This is a genomic window from Microvirga sesbaniae (genome assembly GCF_025460805.1).
GTDB classification, from domain to species: Bacteria; Pseudomonadota; Alphaproteobacteria; order Rhizobiales; family Beijerinckiaceae; genus Microvirga; species Microvirga sesbaniae.
Window position 1 is genome coordinate 82,979 of the sequence record NZ_JAMXFJ010000011.1, and the last position, 17,163, is coordinate 100,141.

Below are 17,163 nucleotides of genomic sequence, written 5' to 3' on the forward strand. Positions count from 1 at the left end.
TGATCTGGAGCAGGCGAACGCCACCCAACCGGACACCGTGCTTGGCGGCCGTCAAGTCGAAGGTGGGCAGAGGCATGTCACTTTGATGCAAGGTGCCGACGTATTCCCACGCAAACCGCTCCAGCGATGCGGGAAGTAGGCGACCCGTCGGCGTGACGCAACACGGATCTGGCACCAGCTTGCGCCGGAACAGGTTGGAGTTGGTCTCAAAGTCTGGTTCGACCCGTTTCGCTGTTCGTCTGGCAGTTCACGGCTGGTCCCCATTTATGATTGTTGCAGTGTGTTTGATCTCAATGCAGTAGGGGACGCGCCGAATGACCAAGCCGTCGTGGTCGTTCCAGAGCGTGACCTGAACCAAGGGGCAGGTCAAACCCTCTTTCGGGATGGATTCCGGCATAGTTTCGGGAGATGATCGTGCGGTGACGGAGACACCTCCAGCTTCCACAGGGTCCGGGTGAGCCAACGATGCCGGGCTGATCGCCAGTGCGGCGAGGATGGTGATGGCGGCAATGCCTGTCGCGCCAGGGTGCCGGTTATGTCTCATCAGTGCGACCACGCGATTGCCTGCTTGAGGCCGGCCTGCGCTTCCGAGGGCTCGCCGAGTGCATCCAACTCACCAGCAAGCTCCTGCAGAGCGCCCATCCGCCGCAGAACCACCCTGTGGCGTCCCTCCAGCGCAATCAGTCCGTCCCGCTTGAACTTCGAAATGACCCGGCAGATGGTCTCGATGGTAAGGCCGAGATAATCAGCTATGTCCTGACGGGTCATTGGCAGGTCGATGGCCACCGGCCGCTTCTGGTCCATCCCAGTCCGGCGCACCGCCGAGACCAGGAAGTGGGCCATCCGCTCCTCGGCTCCCAGCTGCCCCAGAACGATGATATGCCGCTGGGCCGCTTCCATCTCCTCGAAAATCTTAGTCAGGAGGAGAGGCTGGAGGTGCTCGGCTCCCTCTACCATGGCTTGAATGCGGGCGCGACGGAGCCGGCGCAGCCGCACGGGCGTGACGGCCTCGGCGCTGTAACTGTAGTTGGTCTGGCAGGAGAACCCGAGCATCTCGCCGGCGAACCTGAAGCCCATGATGGCGCGCCGCCCGTCGGGCAGGATACGGTAGAGGCGCACGCAGCCCTCGGTGATCTGGAAAAGGTCGCAGGCCGCGTCGCCCTCCCAGAACACCCCCTCCCCGGCGGCGAATTTATCCGTCGGCTGGGAAGCAAAAAGGTTCTCCAAGGTCAGTGCCTCCGACGGGAGACCGATTGGCCTGGAAACGACACTGCCAGCCGAGGAATCGGGGTAAGAGACGTACATGCTGAGCTCCAGTCATCGGCTTCGAATGATCGAGACTAAAGCAAGCGATTGTCACACCCATGCCGTGGATCTGTGCAATTATGTGCCCGGTTGTAACGGATCGTAACAGAGATTTGGAGCCAGAAAGCCAGCGAACATCCATTAGGGATATTTGCTGACCAAAGCCCGGCTGAATCTTCAGCGGGCAGTCAGCAGCTGGGCTGTGGCAATTTGGGAGAGTTCCCAGGTCTCGGGGGCATCCGGTAATGTAACGGTACCAACGTCAAGAGCAACGCAACTCATGGACCTTGGCCGGTGACAACAGACGCGCCGCATATTCTCATCGTTGATGACGACGCCAAAATCTGCCAGATGCTCACCCGCTATCTGACCGACGAGGGCTTTCAGGTCAGCTCGGCCGCAAATGGCGCGGCTATGCGGGAGTGCCTGGCCTGCACGAAGATTGACCTGGTGCTCCTGGATCTTGTCTTGCCCGGAGACGACGGGCTCCAGCTGGCGCGGGAGATCGGGGTGCAGTCAAGCAATCCCAGAGCGGGGATCATCATGCTGACCGGTCGGTCTGATATGGTCGACATGGTAGTCGGTCTTGAGTTCGGCGCGGACGATTATATCGCCAAGCCATTTCACCTGCGGGAGGTCCTTGCCCGGATTAGGAGCGTCTTGCGCCGGATCCAGCCCACCGCGCCGACAGAACCAAGCCCGAGCCCAGCATCGGGTGCCGGCGAGGTGATCCAATTTGATGGCTGGCGGTTGGACATAGGGCGGCGGGAGCTGAAGGCGCCGAACGGCTCCGAGATCGCGCTCACCACCGGCGAGTTCGATCTCCTGGCGACCTTCGCGACGCATCCGGGCCGGGTGCTTAACCGCGACCAGTTGATGGACCTGACCCGCGGCCGTCACTGGGAGGCCGTCGATCGCTCGATTGATGCTCAAGTGGCACGCTTGCGGCGCAAGATCGAGCCCGATCCTAAGCATCCCGCACTCGTCAAGTCGGTGCGGGGAGTGGGATACGTGTTCACCGCCCGCATCCAGTAGAGCAGGCTCAGGGGCGAAAGCTTCCCGGTCGGCTCCTTATCGCGCCTTAACGTCGATCCGGATTTCCTGCTTGGCCTCCTCACCCTTTGGCAGGACACCAGTCAGGGGACCACTTTTGAAGCTCCCTCAATCGTGTCGCATATGCCCTCAGGCAGGCAGAAGGAGTGCTGGAACCGACCGTACGATCGACGGACATGTGACAGAGTTCTCGTCCAGCCCCGGTATCGCGGCCGTGATCTCGTATCCCTCTGCTACCGGTAAGCAATCCAGTCCTCTGGTGCTCCCACCGTGAGGTGGATTGTCCGGGTGGGCGCTTGGCGCCCGAGCTGGACCAGGCGACGTTTGTGGTAAACTGACCTTTTGGCCCAAGCTGCTGTGACCCGAGCTTTGCTTGCTATTGCAACAGCGTGCTTCCGCTTGCTGAGGCTGACGTGATTGCTCCGTCGATTGGCCGCCGTGGCCGCGCGCCGTGTATGCTTGCGCTGAAGAAGGTCCTTTTGTCCCTGAATGGACGCGCCGTCGGCTAGTTCATCCAGGAACGCAAACCCAGCCCCGACGGCGGCGAGATGTTGGCGAGCCCTTCGGCAGTACTCAACGCTCAGGGCGCTCATCCTGTCGGAGCCGTGCCCGGCGCGGTACTTCATCAACGCGCGACACAGGTCGCCACCGGCCAGCCGCCAAGCTTTAGCCAGGTACCCCACGCCGTATCGGAGATTGGTTTTCGGTTCGGCCAATTCAGCGGAGGTTCCTTGAAACCCGAGCAGCGCGGCTGTCTTGGGTCTCACCTGCATGAGCCCCACCTCGCCGACGCTCCCGACGACAGTCGGATCGTACCGGCTCTCGATCCGCACCACAGCATCAACGAGCGCTGGTGGCACACCGTGGGCTGCAGCTTCCTCAGCAATAACCGGAAGATACGCCGGCCGAGCCCTTAGGGCGCCGGAGGAAAGCTCAACTTTCAGAAAATCAGATGTTTTGATCGGCTCGATGTCCGGTGGAAGTGGAAGGGATGCAAGCTGGAGGTCAACGTCAATTTCGGCTGCGTTGAAGTCGGGCTGAGCTGAGCCTGATCTCGCGAACAATATTAGGAAGACAGTCGCATACGCAAGATGACGCAAACTGAACATTGCCAAAGTCCCTCAGGGCCGGCCGGTTACTCAGCTTTTCCGAAAAATGTTGAGGGATCGTTTACGCTCGTCCGCCAGGGCAGGAGCACGGCCGGACCGTCGCATTGCCGGTCTTTCCCACATGACTGACGACGATGGTCGTGCCTCCGGCCCGATGCATCTTCACATTCGTTGGCAACCCGTCCATGAGCTCTCATGCCATGCCGAGCGCCGAATGCACTGCGGCATGGCATGGCGATTTGGCAGTACTGATCGCCTCCGGTGACGATGCGGCGACGTAAAACGCAGCTGGCTGTTAGAGCCGAATAGAGACATCAATGAGTTGCCTGTCACACTGATTGCTGTGTGGGGTCGTCCGACCCCTCCGCCTTGTCGCCGAAGGGTAGGTGCTGCGCCGGCTGCCATGGATCGATAGGCTGGCTTCTTCTCGGCGTTGGGCGCCGTCTAGGAGGGCTCGACCGGCCTCATTAGATCAAGTCCGCTGCCGCTTTCCGATGGAGATCATCCTGCTGTGCGTGCGTCGATACTGCAGATTTAGGATCAGCCGCCGCAATTTAGAAGCTGACTTCGTCGGACCCACGCGTCGCGTTGATCCCCGTGCGCACCGGTGGGGCCGGGAACATTGCAAATTCCTGCCGGAATTTTGATTTTTCTCAAGGAGGGGGATCGCAGGGTATGTAGGATTGCATCAGGTCTCAATGACCCGTTTCTCCCTCTGGACCTGCTCCCTCCCGATCCTGCCGGCGAGGGAGTTCCTTTGGACGCTAGAGCAACGTGCGAGAACGCGGATAGGGAGCCACAGTTTGATTATCTTTCGACGCACGATGCTGTAGCCTTGCAGAGGATACATGGCTCATGGGCTTGGAAGCGGGAGATGGGTTTGCCAGCGCCATCGCGAGTACCGCTCCCTGGAGCCTCGCCCTCCCCTGCTCTGCCCAATTCCGCTTTCGTGGGAGTGGATGAGTCCGGCGCCGGACCGGAGAGCCGAGTAGTTTCAGCATCGGCAACTTAACGATTCTGTTTGCCTTGTGAGAGCTTTGGATGCGAGGGATCTAACAGATTTTCGATGGCTTAGGATCGTGGGGTGCCCTGAGGAGAGCTCTTACGTGCTTGAATTGACGGTGCCACAAAACCTGAAGGGAGGGATTTCGCTCCTCTGCACTATTGAGGCTCGTCTCGTGGACGACGGTCCCCGCCCGCTTGACAATGAGGTGCAAGATAATGACGAAAATACTCTCTACAACAGCTTTAGCAGCGGCATGCCTTATCGGGATCCCAGCCCAGGCTGAAGTCGTCGGGAAGGTTCGGACCGATTGGGTCGGCAACGACATCGTGATCGAGGCCATTCAGGACCCCAAGGTCCAGGGCGTGACCTGCCACCTGACCTATTTCGAGCGCAGCCTGATTGACCGGCTGCAGCAGGGGAACTGGTTCGAAGATCCGTCCAACTCGGCCATCGCCTGTCAAACGACCGGACCAGTGACCATCGGCAACATCGACCTCGATCGTGCCGGCGAGGAGGTCTTTACCGAGAGCCGAAGCCTGATCTTCAAAAAGCTGGTGGTGAACCGCATCTATGACCGGCAGAACAACGCGCTGATTTACCTCGCTCATACCCGGCAGGTGCAACAAGGCAGTGCAAAGATGTCAATCTCGACCGTGCCTCTCTACACCACCCAGGCAACCTGGCTGAAAGGGCGCCCGCAGTAGCGGTTCAGAGCAAAACCTGTCCTTCAGTTCGACAGAAATTGCCTCGGCGGATGGGTTGATGAATGTTACGCATGCCGGGCTGATTTGCACCTGCTCATATGACGCTCGCACCTGCGGGCGGGTTGGTGTGACATCTCATCAACAATATAGGCGCGGTAAACATGACAGTTCGGGACTAGGCTGTTCATGGCGCACCTCCCGTGCGAAGAGCGCGTGGAGGGGGCGGATCGCGCCTCAGGCCGCTTGTCCAGCTGGGATAAACTAATATTAACATATGTTAGTACATGGCGTCACTGCTGTTAGAAGCGGCTATTGTGACTTCAACCAACCTAACGGCAAAGCTTTCGTTGCCCTTTATAGCCAACTCCAAAGGGTAGTGACGATAAGGCGGACAAGTTTGCAAACAGTCGTTAAGTTCCGGTTCCGAGATATTGCGCGGAACCGCTCGCCAATGGTCTTCTCCCGGAGCAGGAGGCCCAATGCGATCATGGAAATCAATGCCCCTCGACAACTCAAGTAGAATCCATTGAGTTTGCAGGCATGAATACTGCTTTGCTAGTTATTTGGAGGCCACCCGGGGCGGGTGTGGCCATGCCTCCGGCATCTGAACGCCGTACGTGATGACCGCTGGTCCTGAGGTGTGGCATTGCAGACGGTGAGACGATCCCATCCCCCACGTTTGCTCGCTTCCTGTGACCGCCTGGCCAACTTGACGGTATTTTTGCCGCGCGGCACAGTTGTACCGCGTCTGATCGCCTCCGCGAGGTGGGTGTCGACGATCCGATCGTGGTCATTCTGTTGGTGGCCGCGTCAAGCTCGGCCGAGACAGGGCGGCGTAGCGACTGTCCGACCGCTCCGACATCGTAGGGTTGACGGCAGTCCACCCTGCGAGACCCCCAGCAGGAGGTAGGTCCACGATGCAATGCACTTGGTCCAGTCTCTATGAACTGAAACGGCGATCTTGGTCCATAGGAGCGGCAATTGGGGTCCTCGGGCTGTTCAGCCTTGCCGCGTGCGGAACGCTTCCACGAACGCCCTACGCGGCCACCGATGCAGCCTCGTCCGAAGTCCTGGGCATTCCAGGAGTCCGCAGATACGCTGACGAGCCCGCCGCAGCGTTCCGCGCCGATGCAAGCGCTCTCGCGGCCGCCCTCGCGGCAAGGCCGCCCCGGATGCCGCTCACCTACCTTGCTCTGTCGGGGGGCGGTGCCTACGGGGCGTACGGCGCCGGCGTCCTGAACGGATGGACGGCGGCTGGAACCCGGCCCGAGTTTACCTTCGTGTCGGGCGTCAGCACCGGCGCCCTCATTGCCCCCTTCGCTTTTCTCGGCCCGTCGTATGACGCCAAGCTGCGTGAGGTTTACACCAGCGGTGTGGCCGAGAGCCTTCTCGACTCTCCGGACCTTCTGAATGTCGTCTTTGGCTCCTCCCTGTTTGGGGGCAGACGCTTGCGCGAACTGATCGCCCGCTCCGTTGATGACGCGATGCTGGCCGCGGTCGCGGCCGCGCACGCGAGCGGCCGGCGGTTGTTTGTCGTCACGACAAATCTGGATTCGCAGCGGGCAGTGATCTGGGACATGGGCCGGATCGCATCGAGTGGCTCGCCGCAGGCCCTCAGCCTCTTCCGCGATGTTCTGGCGGCGTCCGCGAGTGTGCCTGGCGTCTTTCCCCCCAGGCTCATCGACGCCGAGGCAAACGGGAGGCGCTTCGAAGAGATGCACGTCGATGGCAGTGTGATGGCACCCGTGTTCACGTTGCCGGATACGGTGTTACTCGCCAGCGCGCCACCGCTCCGGGGACCACGCGTGAATATCTATGTGCTGATGAACAACAAGGTGGATCCGGATTTTCAGGTCGTGCCGGACAAGGCCGCGGAGATCGGCGGACGGGCGGCCTCGACATCCGTCAAAGCACAGACAAGGGCCGTTCTCTTCGGGACCTATGCCGCTGCCCAGCGAAATGGCTTCGGGTTCAACCTGACCTTCATCGACCAGGATGTGCCGTCCTCAACCTCCGCGGGTTTCGACACGGCCTATATGCGCAGGCTCTACCAATATGGCTTCGAAAAGGCCCGGAGCGGCCGGCTCTGGGTGCGGAGGCCTCCTTCCGGTGCTCTTGCCGAGGTTCGCAGCATGGGAGAGGCTGCAGGTGGCAGGCGCGAGGCTCTGGCGCGGCAGCTTGAGCAGGATTAAATGTGCCCTAGCAGGGAGCGCAGATCGCTCAACCCTGGCCGAAACCCGAACGGCGGGCCGTCGGCGCTCGGAATGGAGGACCCGCGCACTCCCGTCTCAAGCTCCGTCTCACCCGGACTAACTGACATTCCTAGCATGCTCTGGCTCGCGCCAACAATCTCGTTTCGACTCAGCGGCGAAAACATGCCCTTCCGCAGTCGTGAGGTTGGCGCCGGCGCGTTCCAGGAGGCCTAGCACTCCGACGCGCCGGCGCCGAAGCCTCGCGATCAAGGCGGTCCAGCGGACCAAGCTGTGAGAGGCCGCAACTCCAGAATAGCTGTTTGGGAAACCGCTCCGAAGTGCTCCTTTGGCTGATGCAGGATCCTCCTAATTTTCCTTACAAAACCCAGGCATGTGATATTACGGATCTTATTTGCACAAAGCCGTCCGGCCCTGCGCCGCCGGCTCGGCCATTTGGCCCAGTGGCTCGTTGCGCTTGGCCAAGGCCCTGAGATGCGGTTGACTCAACCGCCGCGGCTCACGGAGCCGCCCTGGGGAATTCCGACATGGCGCCATTGCAACAGGCGGTTCAGCTTCACGAGAGCTGAAGCACAACATGGACCGTGTCCGCCTCACGGCGGGTTTTGATCCTGAGCCCGCTCGTCTCGAACACTCTCAGCATTGCGGTATTTTCCGGCAGGACTTCTGCGATCATCTCCTTGAGCCCAGCCTGATGCGCCAGGACTACGAGATGGCGCATCAGAGCCGTGCCGATGCCATGCCCCTGGTGTGGGTCGTCCACTGCGAAGGCCACCTCAGCCTGGCCTGGTTGCACGACGACATAGCGGGCTTCGCCAACGATCACCGGCTGCCCATTCTCCTTCAGCACGGCAACCAGGGCGACATGGCTCACGAAGTCGACATCAAGGTAGAGGTTGACCTCCCGCTCCGTGAACCCACGCCTGAAGCTGAAGAAGCGCCGGTAGAGGGATTGCTTGCTTGTGCGCCCAACGGAGGCGAGCAGGCTCGCCCGGTCCTCGGGCCTGAGGGCACGGATTTCGACCGTGTGTCCGTCGCGCAGGGTCTCGCTGGCTGAGTAGTCACGTGCCTCCACCATCGTCCCCAGTTCCTCAAGCTCGGGAGAGCGTTCGCTTTGGCTTCCAACCAGCGCCGCTCTGGTGCAGGAAGACCTCGCGGTGCTGCCTCTTCTCAGGAGTCAGGCCACGCGGACGGCATCAGCTTTGAACCGCACGGCAGATACCCGACATCAAGCGCGCAGCCCTCCTCTGTCACACACCGCTGGTTACCAACGCGCCAATCCGGGCAACAAAGCTCAGGAACAGACAATATCATCGCGCCTCTGCTCGAGATATACCGATTCGGCTTGGCTGCCGCCATCACGGAGCTGACTGCACACTGCTAAACCGGCTTCCCAGCCTGCTTGAGGGCCTCCATGCCTTCAGGCGTGATGGCAACGAGAATGGGTCGCGTCATACCGGATGAACAGTTACTGTCGGCTGGAATTAGCGAGCACCACCCCCGCTTGAGACAAAGGCCTAAGGGTCCTTCGGTGATCGTCTGTGGGCTGCGTGCCAGCTCCCTCAGAAATTCGATCTCTTTCTCACGTGGTCCCCGTCTGGATTGCTTCCTCTGATACATGGTGGCCCCTTAGCTTTGGTCACGAGTAGGATGGGACCGTTACCCCAGGAGTTTCGGCTCATCTCCTCAGAAGCCACCTTATTTTTGTCTGGGCATGGTGCAAAGTCATGGAGCCGAGTCAACTCCTCAACGGGCTAGAGCATCCTAAAAGCGGGCCCCACTCTTGGGATCAATTCGATGCTCATCATCTAAGCGAGCGCATCGTCGGGCGCTAAGACAAAGGCGGATGTGCGAGCCATCTTGTGCTAACTTCTGAGTTTGGGCTGTGCCTTCAGCTCATGCCGCAAGTACCGGCGCCACCCCTCACGCCGCCGGGCGGCCACCGGTTCATCGTACTCGCTCGGCAGGATGACTGGCAAGAACAGGCAGACGCTCTGCGTCGGCAACACCTGGCGCCACTGGGAGAGAAGCTCCTTGAAGGCTTCCCCCACCGGCCGAATGTTGCGGTCGAGATCGTAAAGTCCGCGCGGGTTTACACGCCCCCGCTGCTCGCGGAGGGCGATGTCCCAATCGATCTGATCGGTGAGCGAATACCAAGTGAAGCCGACAATCGGTACCCGATTGTTGCGTACGCGTAGAACGTTGGCCCACTGCTTCCAAAGCCAGTCGACGGCCTCGTCCCCCTCGTGGCCCTGGTCGAAGTTGGTCTCGGTATGCATGACCGGCAGGCCGTAGCGGTCGTGATACTGACGCGTGATCTCGTCATAGCCGAACACCTCTCCGGCGGGTCTGACTTGGCCATCGAGATCCACACGGTGCTCGTTGGTGTAATAGAAGTCGTTACCCATGATGCAATGGTGGCGAAGAGTATTCTCAAGGAAGAAATGGTACTCCTCCCGGGTCATGCCGTTATCAAGTAGGTACTCGTGCATCTCCGAGTTAACCGAACGTCCATAGTTCAGGTCTAGCGAGAGAAACCGTCGCGCGTTGTAGAACTCCGCAGGCCTGATGGCCTGTGGATTATCAGCATGAAAGTATTCGGACGATTCACTCTGGATGAAGATCGCGTCCGGTCGCTCCTCCAGAATGGCATACATCGCCAGCACGTTTGCCCTGACAATATGCTTAAGCGCAGTGACGAACGCCTGATCGCTCTTCAGCTGCTCGTTCCAGTACCCGGTTGCAGCCGAGTACAAGGCGCAGATGAACATCTCGTTGACGGGCGTGTAGAGCTGGACCCAAGGAAAGCGGCGCGCAAAGGCACCGGCGTACTCGGCAAACAGTACCGGGAAGTCAGGATTCTGGAAGTTGCCGATCCAGTCCGGCACCCCGAAGTGACACAGGTCGACGATGGGAACGACGTCGCGCACCTTCAGCCGCGCGAATGTCAGATCGGCGAACTCCCAGTCATATTGGCCCTGACCCAGGAAGGTCTTATGCAGTGGCGGACCGTACCGCAGAAAGCGGACGTCCAGGTTCTCCAGCAGGTCGAAATCGTGCTCCCAGTGACGATAATGACCGCACTCCCCCATCTGATCCCGGCGCACGCGGCCGTTGTGGATCGTGGGCGAGCTGTTTTCAACGCCGGTCGCGAAAAGGAAGAGTGGGATTCTGGTCGGCTGCCGGTCAGGGCCGTCCCTCTGAGAATGATTGCTCATGATCCACCCACGGATGTGAAGAGACTTTTCGGCACTTGAGACACCTTTACCGGTTCGAAGCCACAAGGGAGGGCCTGCTGCTGCACAGCTTTCCGGCAGCTTCTGCAGCCGGGGCAGCAGTACAGCAGCAATCGATTCAGCGACGTTGTTCCGAGGACGACGCGGTAAGCGCTTCTCGCGTGAGGTGCCAAGCCTGTCGCAGCTTATCGGACCGAACTTGGTAGTCAGCCTTCATCTCACCGATCCGCTGCTCGATGCGCGCCTTCGCGTCGCCCGCGGCCCTCGATGCCTGATCGTGCAGAGCCCGGATTTTGGCTTGTACCTCTCGGTCCATTTCGTCGGCGTGCGCCCTGGCGCGATCCTTCGCAACCTCCAGCCTCGCCTTGGCATCTTTGACCTTCGCCTGCAGCCTGGTCTTCGCCTCGCCGTTGGCCTGATCGAGCTCGGCCTGAAGCTTATCGAACTCGGCCTGCAGCAAAGCTGCATCGCGCTCCATCTTCACATCGATAACTTCAGCGCGCGGTCTCCGGTATATGGTGCCGCCAAGCGCTTCCATGCGGGTGTCGAGGGGCGTAACCCATTCCTCTTCGATCTCGGCCACGATGGCCGCCTTACCTGGATCGAGCTGCCGAGAGATCTCGTCGAGGAAATCCACGCCGATGCCGAGGTTGACGAGATCCACGAACGAGCCGCCGACCGCGCCAACCGCCGCCCCTGCCGCGAGGCCGACCGGGCCGCCCAGAGCGCCGATCAATGCGCCCGTGGCCATGCCCATTGCCGTCCCTAGCGGTCCCTGATCACCCACCTGCCTGACCGAGACCTGCCCGCCGGCATCCTTCACGATCACTGCGGCCGAATAGACAGCCAGGCTGCCCTCGCGGTGCAGGTCCGCAAGCGCTCGGGATGCTTCATAGGCCTTTGTCTCATTGTCGAAGACAACCATGATCATCTTGTCCATCACTTCCTCCTTCCGATTTCACGCGCCCCCATCGACATCGCCCAGGACTACGACAGGCATTCAGCCCGCCGGCTATGGCCATCCGGTCTTTCAGCTTCCGAAAATAACCCGGCGGAAGCGGTGCAGGGTAAAGCCGAAATACACAGCGCCGATGATTCCCACGGCCAAGAGTTGGGGCCAGACCAGCGGAAAGTCCGCACCGCGATATAGCACATTCTTGGCAAACTCCACGAAATGCGGCGTCGGACTGATAGTCTTCATCAGGTACTGCAGCCAGACCGGCATGCTTTCCATCGGTGTCGTACTGCCGGAGAGCAGCATCTGCACCAGCAGCACGGGCAAGGCCAGCAGGCCGAACTGGCCCATTGTAGAAGCGATCGTACCAAGAAAGATGCCAAGCGCCGCCACAGCGATGACAAAAATAAATGAGCCGGCGAGGAACAGCAGGGGCGATCCGGCGATCGGCACCTCAAGCCACCATTGCACGACAAACATCAGCGACAGTTGGGCCGCTATGAGAATAACGATCCCATTCGCCAGGATCTTCGCGAGCATGATCTCGACCGGAACCACAGGCATAACCAGGAGGTGCTCCACCGTGCCCTGCTCACGCTCTCGGATGAGCGCTGCGCCGGTCAGGATGACGGTCAGCATGGTGAGATTGCTGATGATCTGCATCACCGAGGTGAACCACTTTGAGTCCATGTTCGGGTTGAACTTGACGCGGGTCACGAACTTAACTGGTACACCCACCAGCCCTTCGCGCTTAGTAACGAAGTCCGAGACATAGTTGACGATCACGTTCTGAAGGTACGTCATGCCAAGGAAAGCCTGGGCAACGGCGGTGGCATCGACATTGATTTGAACCGAGGGCTGCCGCCCGGCCAGAATATCCGTCTGGAACTTCGGCGGGATCTCAATGACGAAGACAAAACGTTGCGCCTCCATCGACGAGTCGATTTCGGTAGCAGCGATCTCCACGGCTGACTGGAACGTGGGGGGAGTGAGACCGTCCGCAATGCGGCGCGACAGGTCGGAGCGGTCTTCGTCGACCACTCCGACGGCGAGATTTGTCGCTTCGGTCCTGGCACCGGTTGCGGCGGCGTAGATGGCGAAGGTGAACGCATAGGCGACCAGAACCAGCAGGATCGGGTCGGAGCGGATGCTGCGCAGCTCCTTGATCAGCAGCTGAAAGATGTTCGCCAGATGCGTGCGGAATGCGCTCATCTGCTTGGGCTTGGAGCGCTGCGGACGCGTCACCTGCTCAGGGGTGAGCTGCTGCGGAGGGGCCGCCTGACTGTTCTGCAACATTTCACGCCTCCTGCTTGTTCAGCACTGTGAGGGCCGCCAAGAGGTAGAAGAGCGCGAAGCCTGCGATGACAAGCAGACTGCGCCACACGTCCGCAAAGCCGAGGGCCTTGTCGAAGATCCCGACCGTGACGGGCTGGAACCAGGCGGCCGGAAACGCCATACCGATAAGCCTTCCCTGACCGGAGAGGGACGATACGGGCACGAGCAGCCCTGAGAAATTCACGGTCGGAATAACCGAGAGGACGACGCACGCGAAGATCGCCGAGACCTGGGTCCGGGTGAAGGTCGAGATGAGCTGGCCGAAAGCGGTCGTTGCGGTTACATAGACCAAAGCCCCCAGCACGAGCGCGCCGAAGCTTCCTGTAATGGGGACATGGAAGACAACATACGACATCAGCAGCAGGAGGCCGAAAGACACCATGGCGACGGCGATGTAAGGGAACTGCTTGCCAACCAGGAACTCGAGCTTGCTGACAGGCGTCGAGCGGAAGTTGGCGATTGATCCCGTCTCCTTCTCGCGGACGACGGCGACGGTCGCCATGATGGCGGGGATCAGAACCAGCATCATCATGATGACGCTCGGAACCATGCTGAAGACGCTCTTGAAGGCCTGGTTGTAGCGGAAGCGATTTTCCAGATTGAGTCCACCGAGGTAGACGTTCGAGGCGGTGTTGGGGCCGAGACGTTCCGTCACGAGATCCCGGGCGTACTGTAGGGCCAGGCCGGTGACGTAGCCCTTGGCGGTTTCGCCGCGGAAGGGCATGGCGCCATCAACCCAGACGGCAACGTCGGGCGGACGCGCGCTCGCCAGATCCCGGCCGAAGCCCTCGGGAATTTCGATGACGACCGCCAGCTCTCCGCTTCTCATCCGCTGTTCCACCTCCGCTGGCGAGCTGATCGGAGGCTGTTCGGAGAAGTAACGGGATCCGGAGAAGTTCTCGAGCAGCCGCCGGCTTTCCGGTGTCCGGTCCTGGTCAAAGGCGGCGTATTTCAGGTTCTCGACATCAAAGGTAATGCCGAAGCCCATGGCGAACATCAAGATGACAGGACCAAGCAACGCGAACGTCAACCGAATCGGATCGCGCAGGATCTGCATGGTTTCGAGCCTGGAATAAGCCCATAACCGTCCGGGATCGAAGCGCCTCGGGCCATGGACGGAGGCTCGCTTTGATGGCGGAGTTGCCACTTCTGCTGTCAGTTGTGGCGCCGCTCGGGTTTTCTTTTCTTGTTTGGTCTTTTCTTCTTCCGCGGCGGCTGCCTCCTCCAGATAAGAGATGAAGGCGTCCTCGAGCGACTTGCTGCCGCGCTCCCTCACCATTTCCTGAGGCGCACCGACCGCCAGAACCCGGCCGCGATGCATCAGCGAAATGCGATCGCAGCGGTCAGCCTCATTCATGAAATGGGTCGAAAGGAAGATGGTAACGCCGTCATCGCGGGAGAGATCGATCAGCGTGCGCCAGAAAGCGTCTCGCGCGACGGGATCGACGCCAGAGGTGGGCTCGTCGAGAATGAGGATGGGCGGCCGGTGCAGCACAGCCACGGCAAGCTGAAGTCTCTGCTTCAGGCCAAGCGGCAGGCTCTCGGGCTTGGCGTCGGCCACACTCTTCAGGTCATAGCGCTCGAGAAGTTCCGCGATCCGCCCATCAACCTCGTTCGGAGCGAGGTGGTACAAGTGCGCGTGCAGGTCGAGATTCTGTCGGACCGTGAGCTCGTTGTAGAGCGAGAACGCCTGCGACATGTAGCCGACACTCTGACGCGCTTCCATGTCACTTGCACCCATCGGCTCTCCGAACAGTTTCGCCGATCCCTCGGTAACGGGAAGGAGCCCCGTCATCATTTTCATGGTCGTGGTCTTGCCGCAGCCATTCGAACCCAGAAAGCCGAAAATCTCGCCGCGTCCGATCCGGAAGCTCACATGATCGACCGCCGTGAAATCGCCGAACTGCCGTGTAAGTCCCTCCGCTTCGATGGCAGGTGTCTCGTCGCGGCTCGCAGCCCGCGGCCGAACGATAACCTCTTGGTGCGCGGCCCGCTTCTCCGGCGGAAGCAGCGCGATGAAGGCGTCATCGAGGTTGCTTTTTCCTGCCCGAGCGAGGATCTCATTCGGCGCGCCCTGCGCAATCACCTTGCCGTCGTCCATCGCAGCGAGCCAGTCGAATTGACTCGCCTCGTCCATGTAGGCGGTGGCGACGATCACGCTCATGGTTGGTCGCCGGACGCGGATCGAGCTGATCAGTTCCCAGAACTGCCGGCGGGAGAGCGGATCGACGCCCGTGGTCGGTTCATCGAGGACCAGCAGATCCGGATCGTGCATCAACGAACAGCAGAGACTGACCTTCTGCTTCATACCGCCTGATAGCTTGCCGCAGGGACGATCCGGAAACGGATCGAGGCCGGTTGCGTGCAGGAGGTCGTCGATGCGCGTGCGCCGCTCGGCGGCACCCTGCCCAAACAACCGGCCGAAGAAATCGATGTTGTCGAAAATGCTGAGCGTCGGGTAGAGATTGCGGCCGAGCCCTTGCGGCATGTAGGCAATCCGATTGCAACTCGCCCGGCGATGGCCTTCATCTGCCATATCTCCGTCAAGTGCCATCACCTTTCCACTCTGGATCTTGCGAACGCCGGAGGCCAGCGCCAGCAGAGTAGACTTGCCGACGCCGTCCGGCCCGATCAGCCCGACCATGCAGTTGGCAGGGATGTCGAGGGTAAGGTCGTCGAGGGCGACCGTCTTGCCGTAGCGGTGCGTGACCCGATCGAGCCTGATGATGAAGTCGGTCATTGGGGGAGCTTCACGTTAAGCTCGTCGGGCCAGGCAATCTTGGGATCGGTGCGCACAAAGCCGAGGCCACGAATGCCGGTCTTCACGGCGCGATGATATTTATCCAGAACTGCGGGATCGGCCTGGAGCTTGACGCGGAACATTAGCTTCTCACGCTCCTCGGCCGTCTCGACACTCTTAGGCGTGAACTGGGCTTCCGTCGCGACGAAGCTGACTGTCGAGGGCAACACATACTCCGGGATCGGATCGAGGATCGTGCGCGCCTCATCGCCTATTGAAAGTCTGCCAGCCTCCTTCGCGGGCAGATAGACGGTCATGTACACGTCCTTGAGGTCCAGGATGGTCAGGACACGCTGTCCTGCGCCGATCACCTCACCCGCACGCGCCAGCCGGTACTGCACGCGTCCACTCCTCGGGGACAGTAGCACCAAGTCGGCCAGGATCGACTGGAGCCGCTCGACCTCTCCCGTTGCAGCCTTGATTTCCGACTCAGCGGCGTCATGCTCGGCATTGGCTGCAACATAGGCCGCCTCCGCCTGATCGGTTCGATTGCGGCGCTGATCCAGCAACTGCATCGGGATATTGCCGGTCTGAAGCAGCTTCTTGCCACGATCGTAATCCGCCCTGGCGGTGTCCAACTCGCTCTGCCTTTGTGCGATGAGCGCGGTCACCGCCGTCAGCTGCTGTTTCGCCTTGAGCAGCCGCGCCTGCGCAGAGCGCAGCTCGGCTTCTGTCTCTGGCGACGATATGGTGCCCACCACCTGGCCGGCGGTGACCTCGTCGCCCTCGTCGATGGTCAACGTCGCCAGCCGGCCGGGATATTTCGCCGAGACATCGACTTGCGTTGCCTCGAGGCGGCCGTTCGCTTTCACGATGCCGTCGGGCATCTCGCTGCCGCGCAGTCGCGCGATCAGGCTTTCCACTGCCGTGCGGGCTCGTTCGAGAGGCTCGGGCAGCTTGTCCGGAAGTTTGGGAAGTTCAGGCAATTTTGGTTGCGCCTGTGCGCTGACCATCTGGGGGCTTCCGCTGGAAACATCCAGCGCCCATGCGGCTATTGCCACAGAGGCAGTCATGAGAGCAGGGCCTAGAACGCGGATGGTCAACGGTTGGAAGGACATGCGGCTCTCCCTCAACGGTGTTAATTCCTCGCCAGAACTGGAGCCGGTACGCAACGCCGAAGGCTCGGTGCAGATCTTCTCACTGCGGAGCATTATCGATCCTATAATGCGAACACCTGGAACTCTCGCGTGAGAAGCGGCGAGCCACATTGACAAATGTCAAACGTAGCGACCGTCGCTGCATCGTGGCTGATCAGGATCTAAGGGTGCCTGATATCTCCGCGACTGCCTGGAGGCGCAGGAATAACGAAAGTTCTCCCTGTCGGGACATGGTCGGAGCCACTCCGCTTCATGGGATACTCCGTTGCTTCATCTGGGTGTTTCCTCTGCATTGGGAGGCGCCGCCCGCGAAGCTCGATGAAGCTTTATCATGAGGCGACTGCTGTCGAGTG

11 protein-coding genes are annotated in these 17,163 nt (G+C 60.6%); 3 read left to right on the forward strand and 8 right to left on the reverse strand.

Features of this window, described 5'->3' with window-relative positions; translation table 11 throughout:
* Positions 1–543 precede the first annotated feature (543 nt).
* Complete coding sequence (locus tag OCW50_RS16485; protein WP_262298270.1) at positions 544–1,227, reverse strand: helix-turn-helix domain-containing protein; 684 nt, start codon at positions 1,225–1,227, stop codon at positions 544–546.
* A 372-nt stretch (positions 1,228–1,599) separates the two neighbouring features.
* Here OCW50_RS16485 and OCW50_RS16490 point away from each other — a divergent pair, with 372 nt between their 5' ends.
* Positions 1,600–2,340, forward strand: a complete 741-nt coding sequence (locus OCW50_RS16490; protein ID WP_262298271.1) for a response regulator — start codon at positions 1,600–1,602, stop codon at positions 2,338–2,340.
* Between the two features lie 251 nt (positions 2,341–2,591).
* Here OCW50_RS16490 and OCW50_RS16495 read toward each other — a convergent pair whose 3' ends face one another.
* A complete protein-coding gene (locus tag OCW50_RS16495; RefSeq protein WP_262298272.1) occupies positions 2,592–3,467 on the reverse strand; it encodes a lytic transglycosylase domain-containing protein in 876 nt (291 codons plus the stop codon).
* A 1,221-nt stretch (positions 3,468–4,688) separates the two neighbouring features.
* Between OCW50_RS16495 and OCW50_RS16500 the strand changes: the two genes are divergently transcribed.
* Positions 4,689–5,177 (forward strand): CreA family protein, encoded by a 489-nt coding sequence (locus tag OCW50_RS16500; RefSeq protein ID WP_262298273.1) that lies wholly within the window; start codon positions 4,689–4,691, stop codon positions 5,175–5,177.
* A gap of 1,172 nt (positions 5,178–6,349) precedes the next feature.
* A complete protein-coding gene (locus OCW50_RS16505; protein ID WP_315974436.1) occupies positions 6,350–7,369 on the forward strand; it encodes a patatin-like phospholipase family protein in 1,020 nt (339 codons plus the stop codon).
* Between the two features lie 574 nt (positions 7,370–7,943).
* Here OCW50_RS16505 and OCW50_RS16510 read toward each other — a convergent pair.
* From OCW50_RS16510 to OCW50_RS16535, 6 genes are all read right to left on the reverse strand, one after another.
* Positions 7,944–8,465 (reverse strand): GNAT family N-acetyltransferase, encoded by a 522-nt coding sequence (locus OCW50_RS16510; protein WP_262298275.1) that lies wholly within the window; start codon positions 8,463–8,465, stop codon positions 7,944–7,946.
* Between the two features lie 787 nt (positions 8,466–9,252).
* Complete coding sequence (locus OCW50_RS16515; RefSeq protein ID WP_262298276.1) at positions 9,253–10,605, reverse strand: family 1 glycosylhydrolase; 1,353 nt, start codon at positions 10,603–10,605, stop codon at positions 9,253–9,255.
* Between the two features lie 136 nt (positions 10,606–10,741).
* Positions 10,742–11,563 carry a DUF1269 domain-containing protein gene (locus tag OCW50_RS16520; protein WP_262298277.1) on the reverse strand — a complete coding sequence of 274 codons (822 nt, stop codon included), beginning with the start codon at positions 11,561–11,563 and terminating at the stop codon, positions 10,742–10,744.
* A 90-nt stretch (positions 11,564–11,653) separates the two neighbouring features.
* A complete protein-coding gene (locus OCW50_RS16525) occupies positions 11,654–12,874 on the reverse strand; it encodes an ABC transporter permease (RefSeq protein WP_373371434.1) in 1,221 nt (406 codons plus the stop codon).
* A 1-nt stretch (position 12,875) separates the two neighbouring features.
* Positions 12,876–15,653: a ribosome-associated ATPase/putative transporter RbbA gene (gene rbbA, locus OCW50_RS16530; protein ID WP_262298278.1), complete on the reverse strand. Its 2,778-nt coding sequence runs from the start codon at positions 15,651–15,653 to the stop codon at positions 12,876–12,878.
* On the reverse strand, positions 15,650–16,771 hold the full coding sequence (locus OCW50_RS16535; protein WP_262298279.1) for an HlyD family secretion protein: 1,122 nt from the start codon (positions 16,769–16,771) through the stop codon (positions 15,650–15,652). Before OCW50_RS16535 ends, rbbA begins: the two co-directional genes overlap by 4 nt.
* Positions 16,772–17,163 lie beyond the last annotated feature (392 nt).

Excerpts from the sequence above, each read along its gene's own strand:
- OCW50_RS16500 (WP_262298273.1), top strand. The coding sequence starts at position 4,689 with ATGACGAAAATACTCTCTACAACAGCTTTAGCAGCGGCATGCCTTATC.
- OCW50_RS16495 (WP_262298272.1), bottom strand. The coding sequence starts at position 3,467 with ATGTTCAGTTTGCGTCATCTTGCGTATGCGACTGTCTTCCTAATATTG.
- OCW50_RS16525 (WP_373371434.1), bottom strand. The coding sequence starts at position 12,874 with ATGTTGCAGAACAGTCAGGCGGCCCCTCCGCAGCAGCTCACCCCTGAG.
- rbbA (WP_262298278.1), bottom strand. The coding sequence starts at position 15,653 with ATGACCGACTTCATCATCAGGCTCGATCGGGTCACGCACCGCTACGGC.
- OCW50_RS16505 (WP_315974436.1), top strand. The coding sequence starts at position 6,350 with ATGCCGCTCACCTACCTTGCTCTGTCGGGGGGCGGTGCCTACGGGGCG.
- OCW50_RS16510 (WP_262298275.1), bottom strand. The coding sequence starts at position 8,465 with ATGGTGGAGGCACGTGACTACTCAGCCAGCGAGACCCTGCGCGACGGA.
- OCW50_RS16535 (WP_262298279.1), bottom strand. The coding sequence starts at position 16,771 with ATGTCCTTCCAACCGTTGACCATCCGCGTTCTAGGCCCTGCTCTCATG.
- OCW50_RS16520 (WP_262298277.1), bottom strand. The coding sequence starts at position 11,563 with ATGGACAAGATGATCATGGTTGTCTTCGACAATGAGACAAAGGCCTAT.
- OCW50_RS16515 (WP_262298276.1), bottom strand. The coding sequence starts at position 10,605 with ATGAGCAATCATTCTCAGAGGGACGGCCCTGACCGGCAGCCGACCAGA.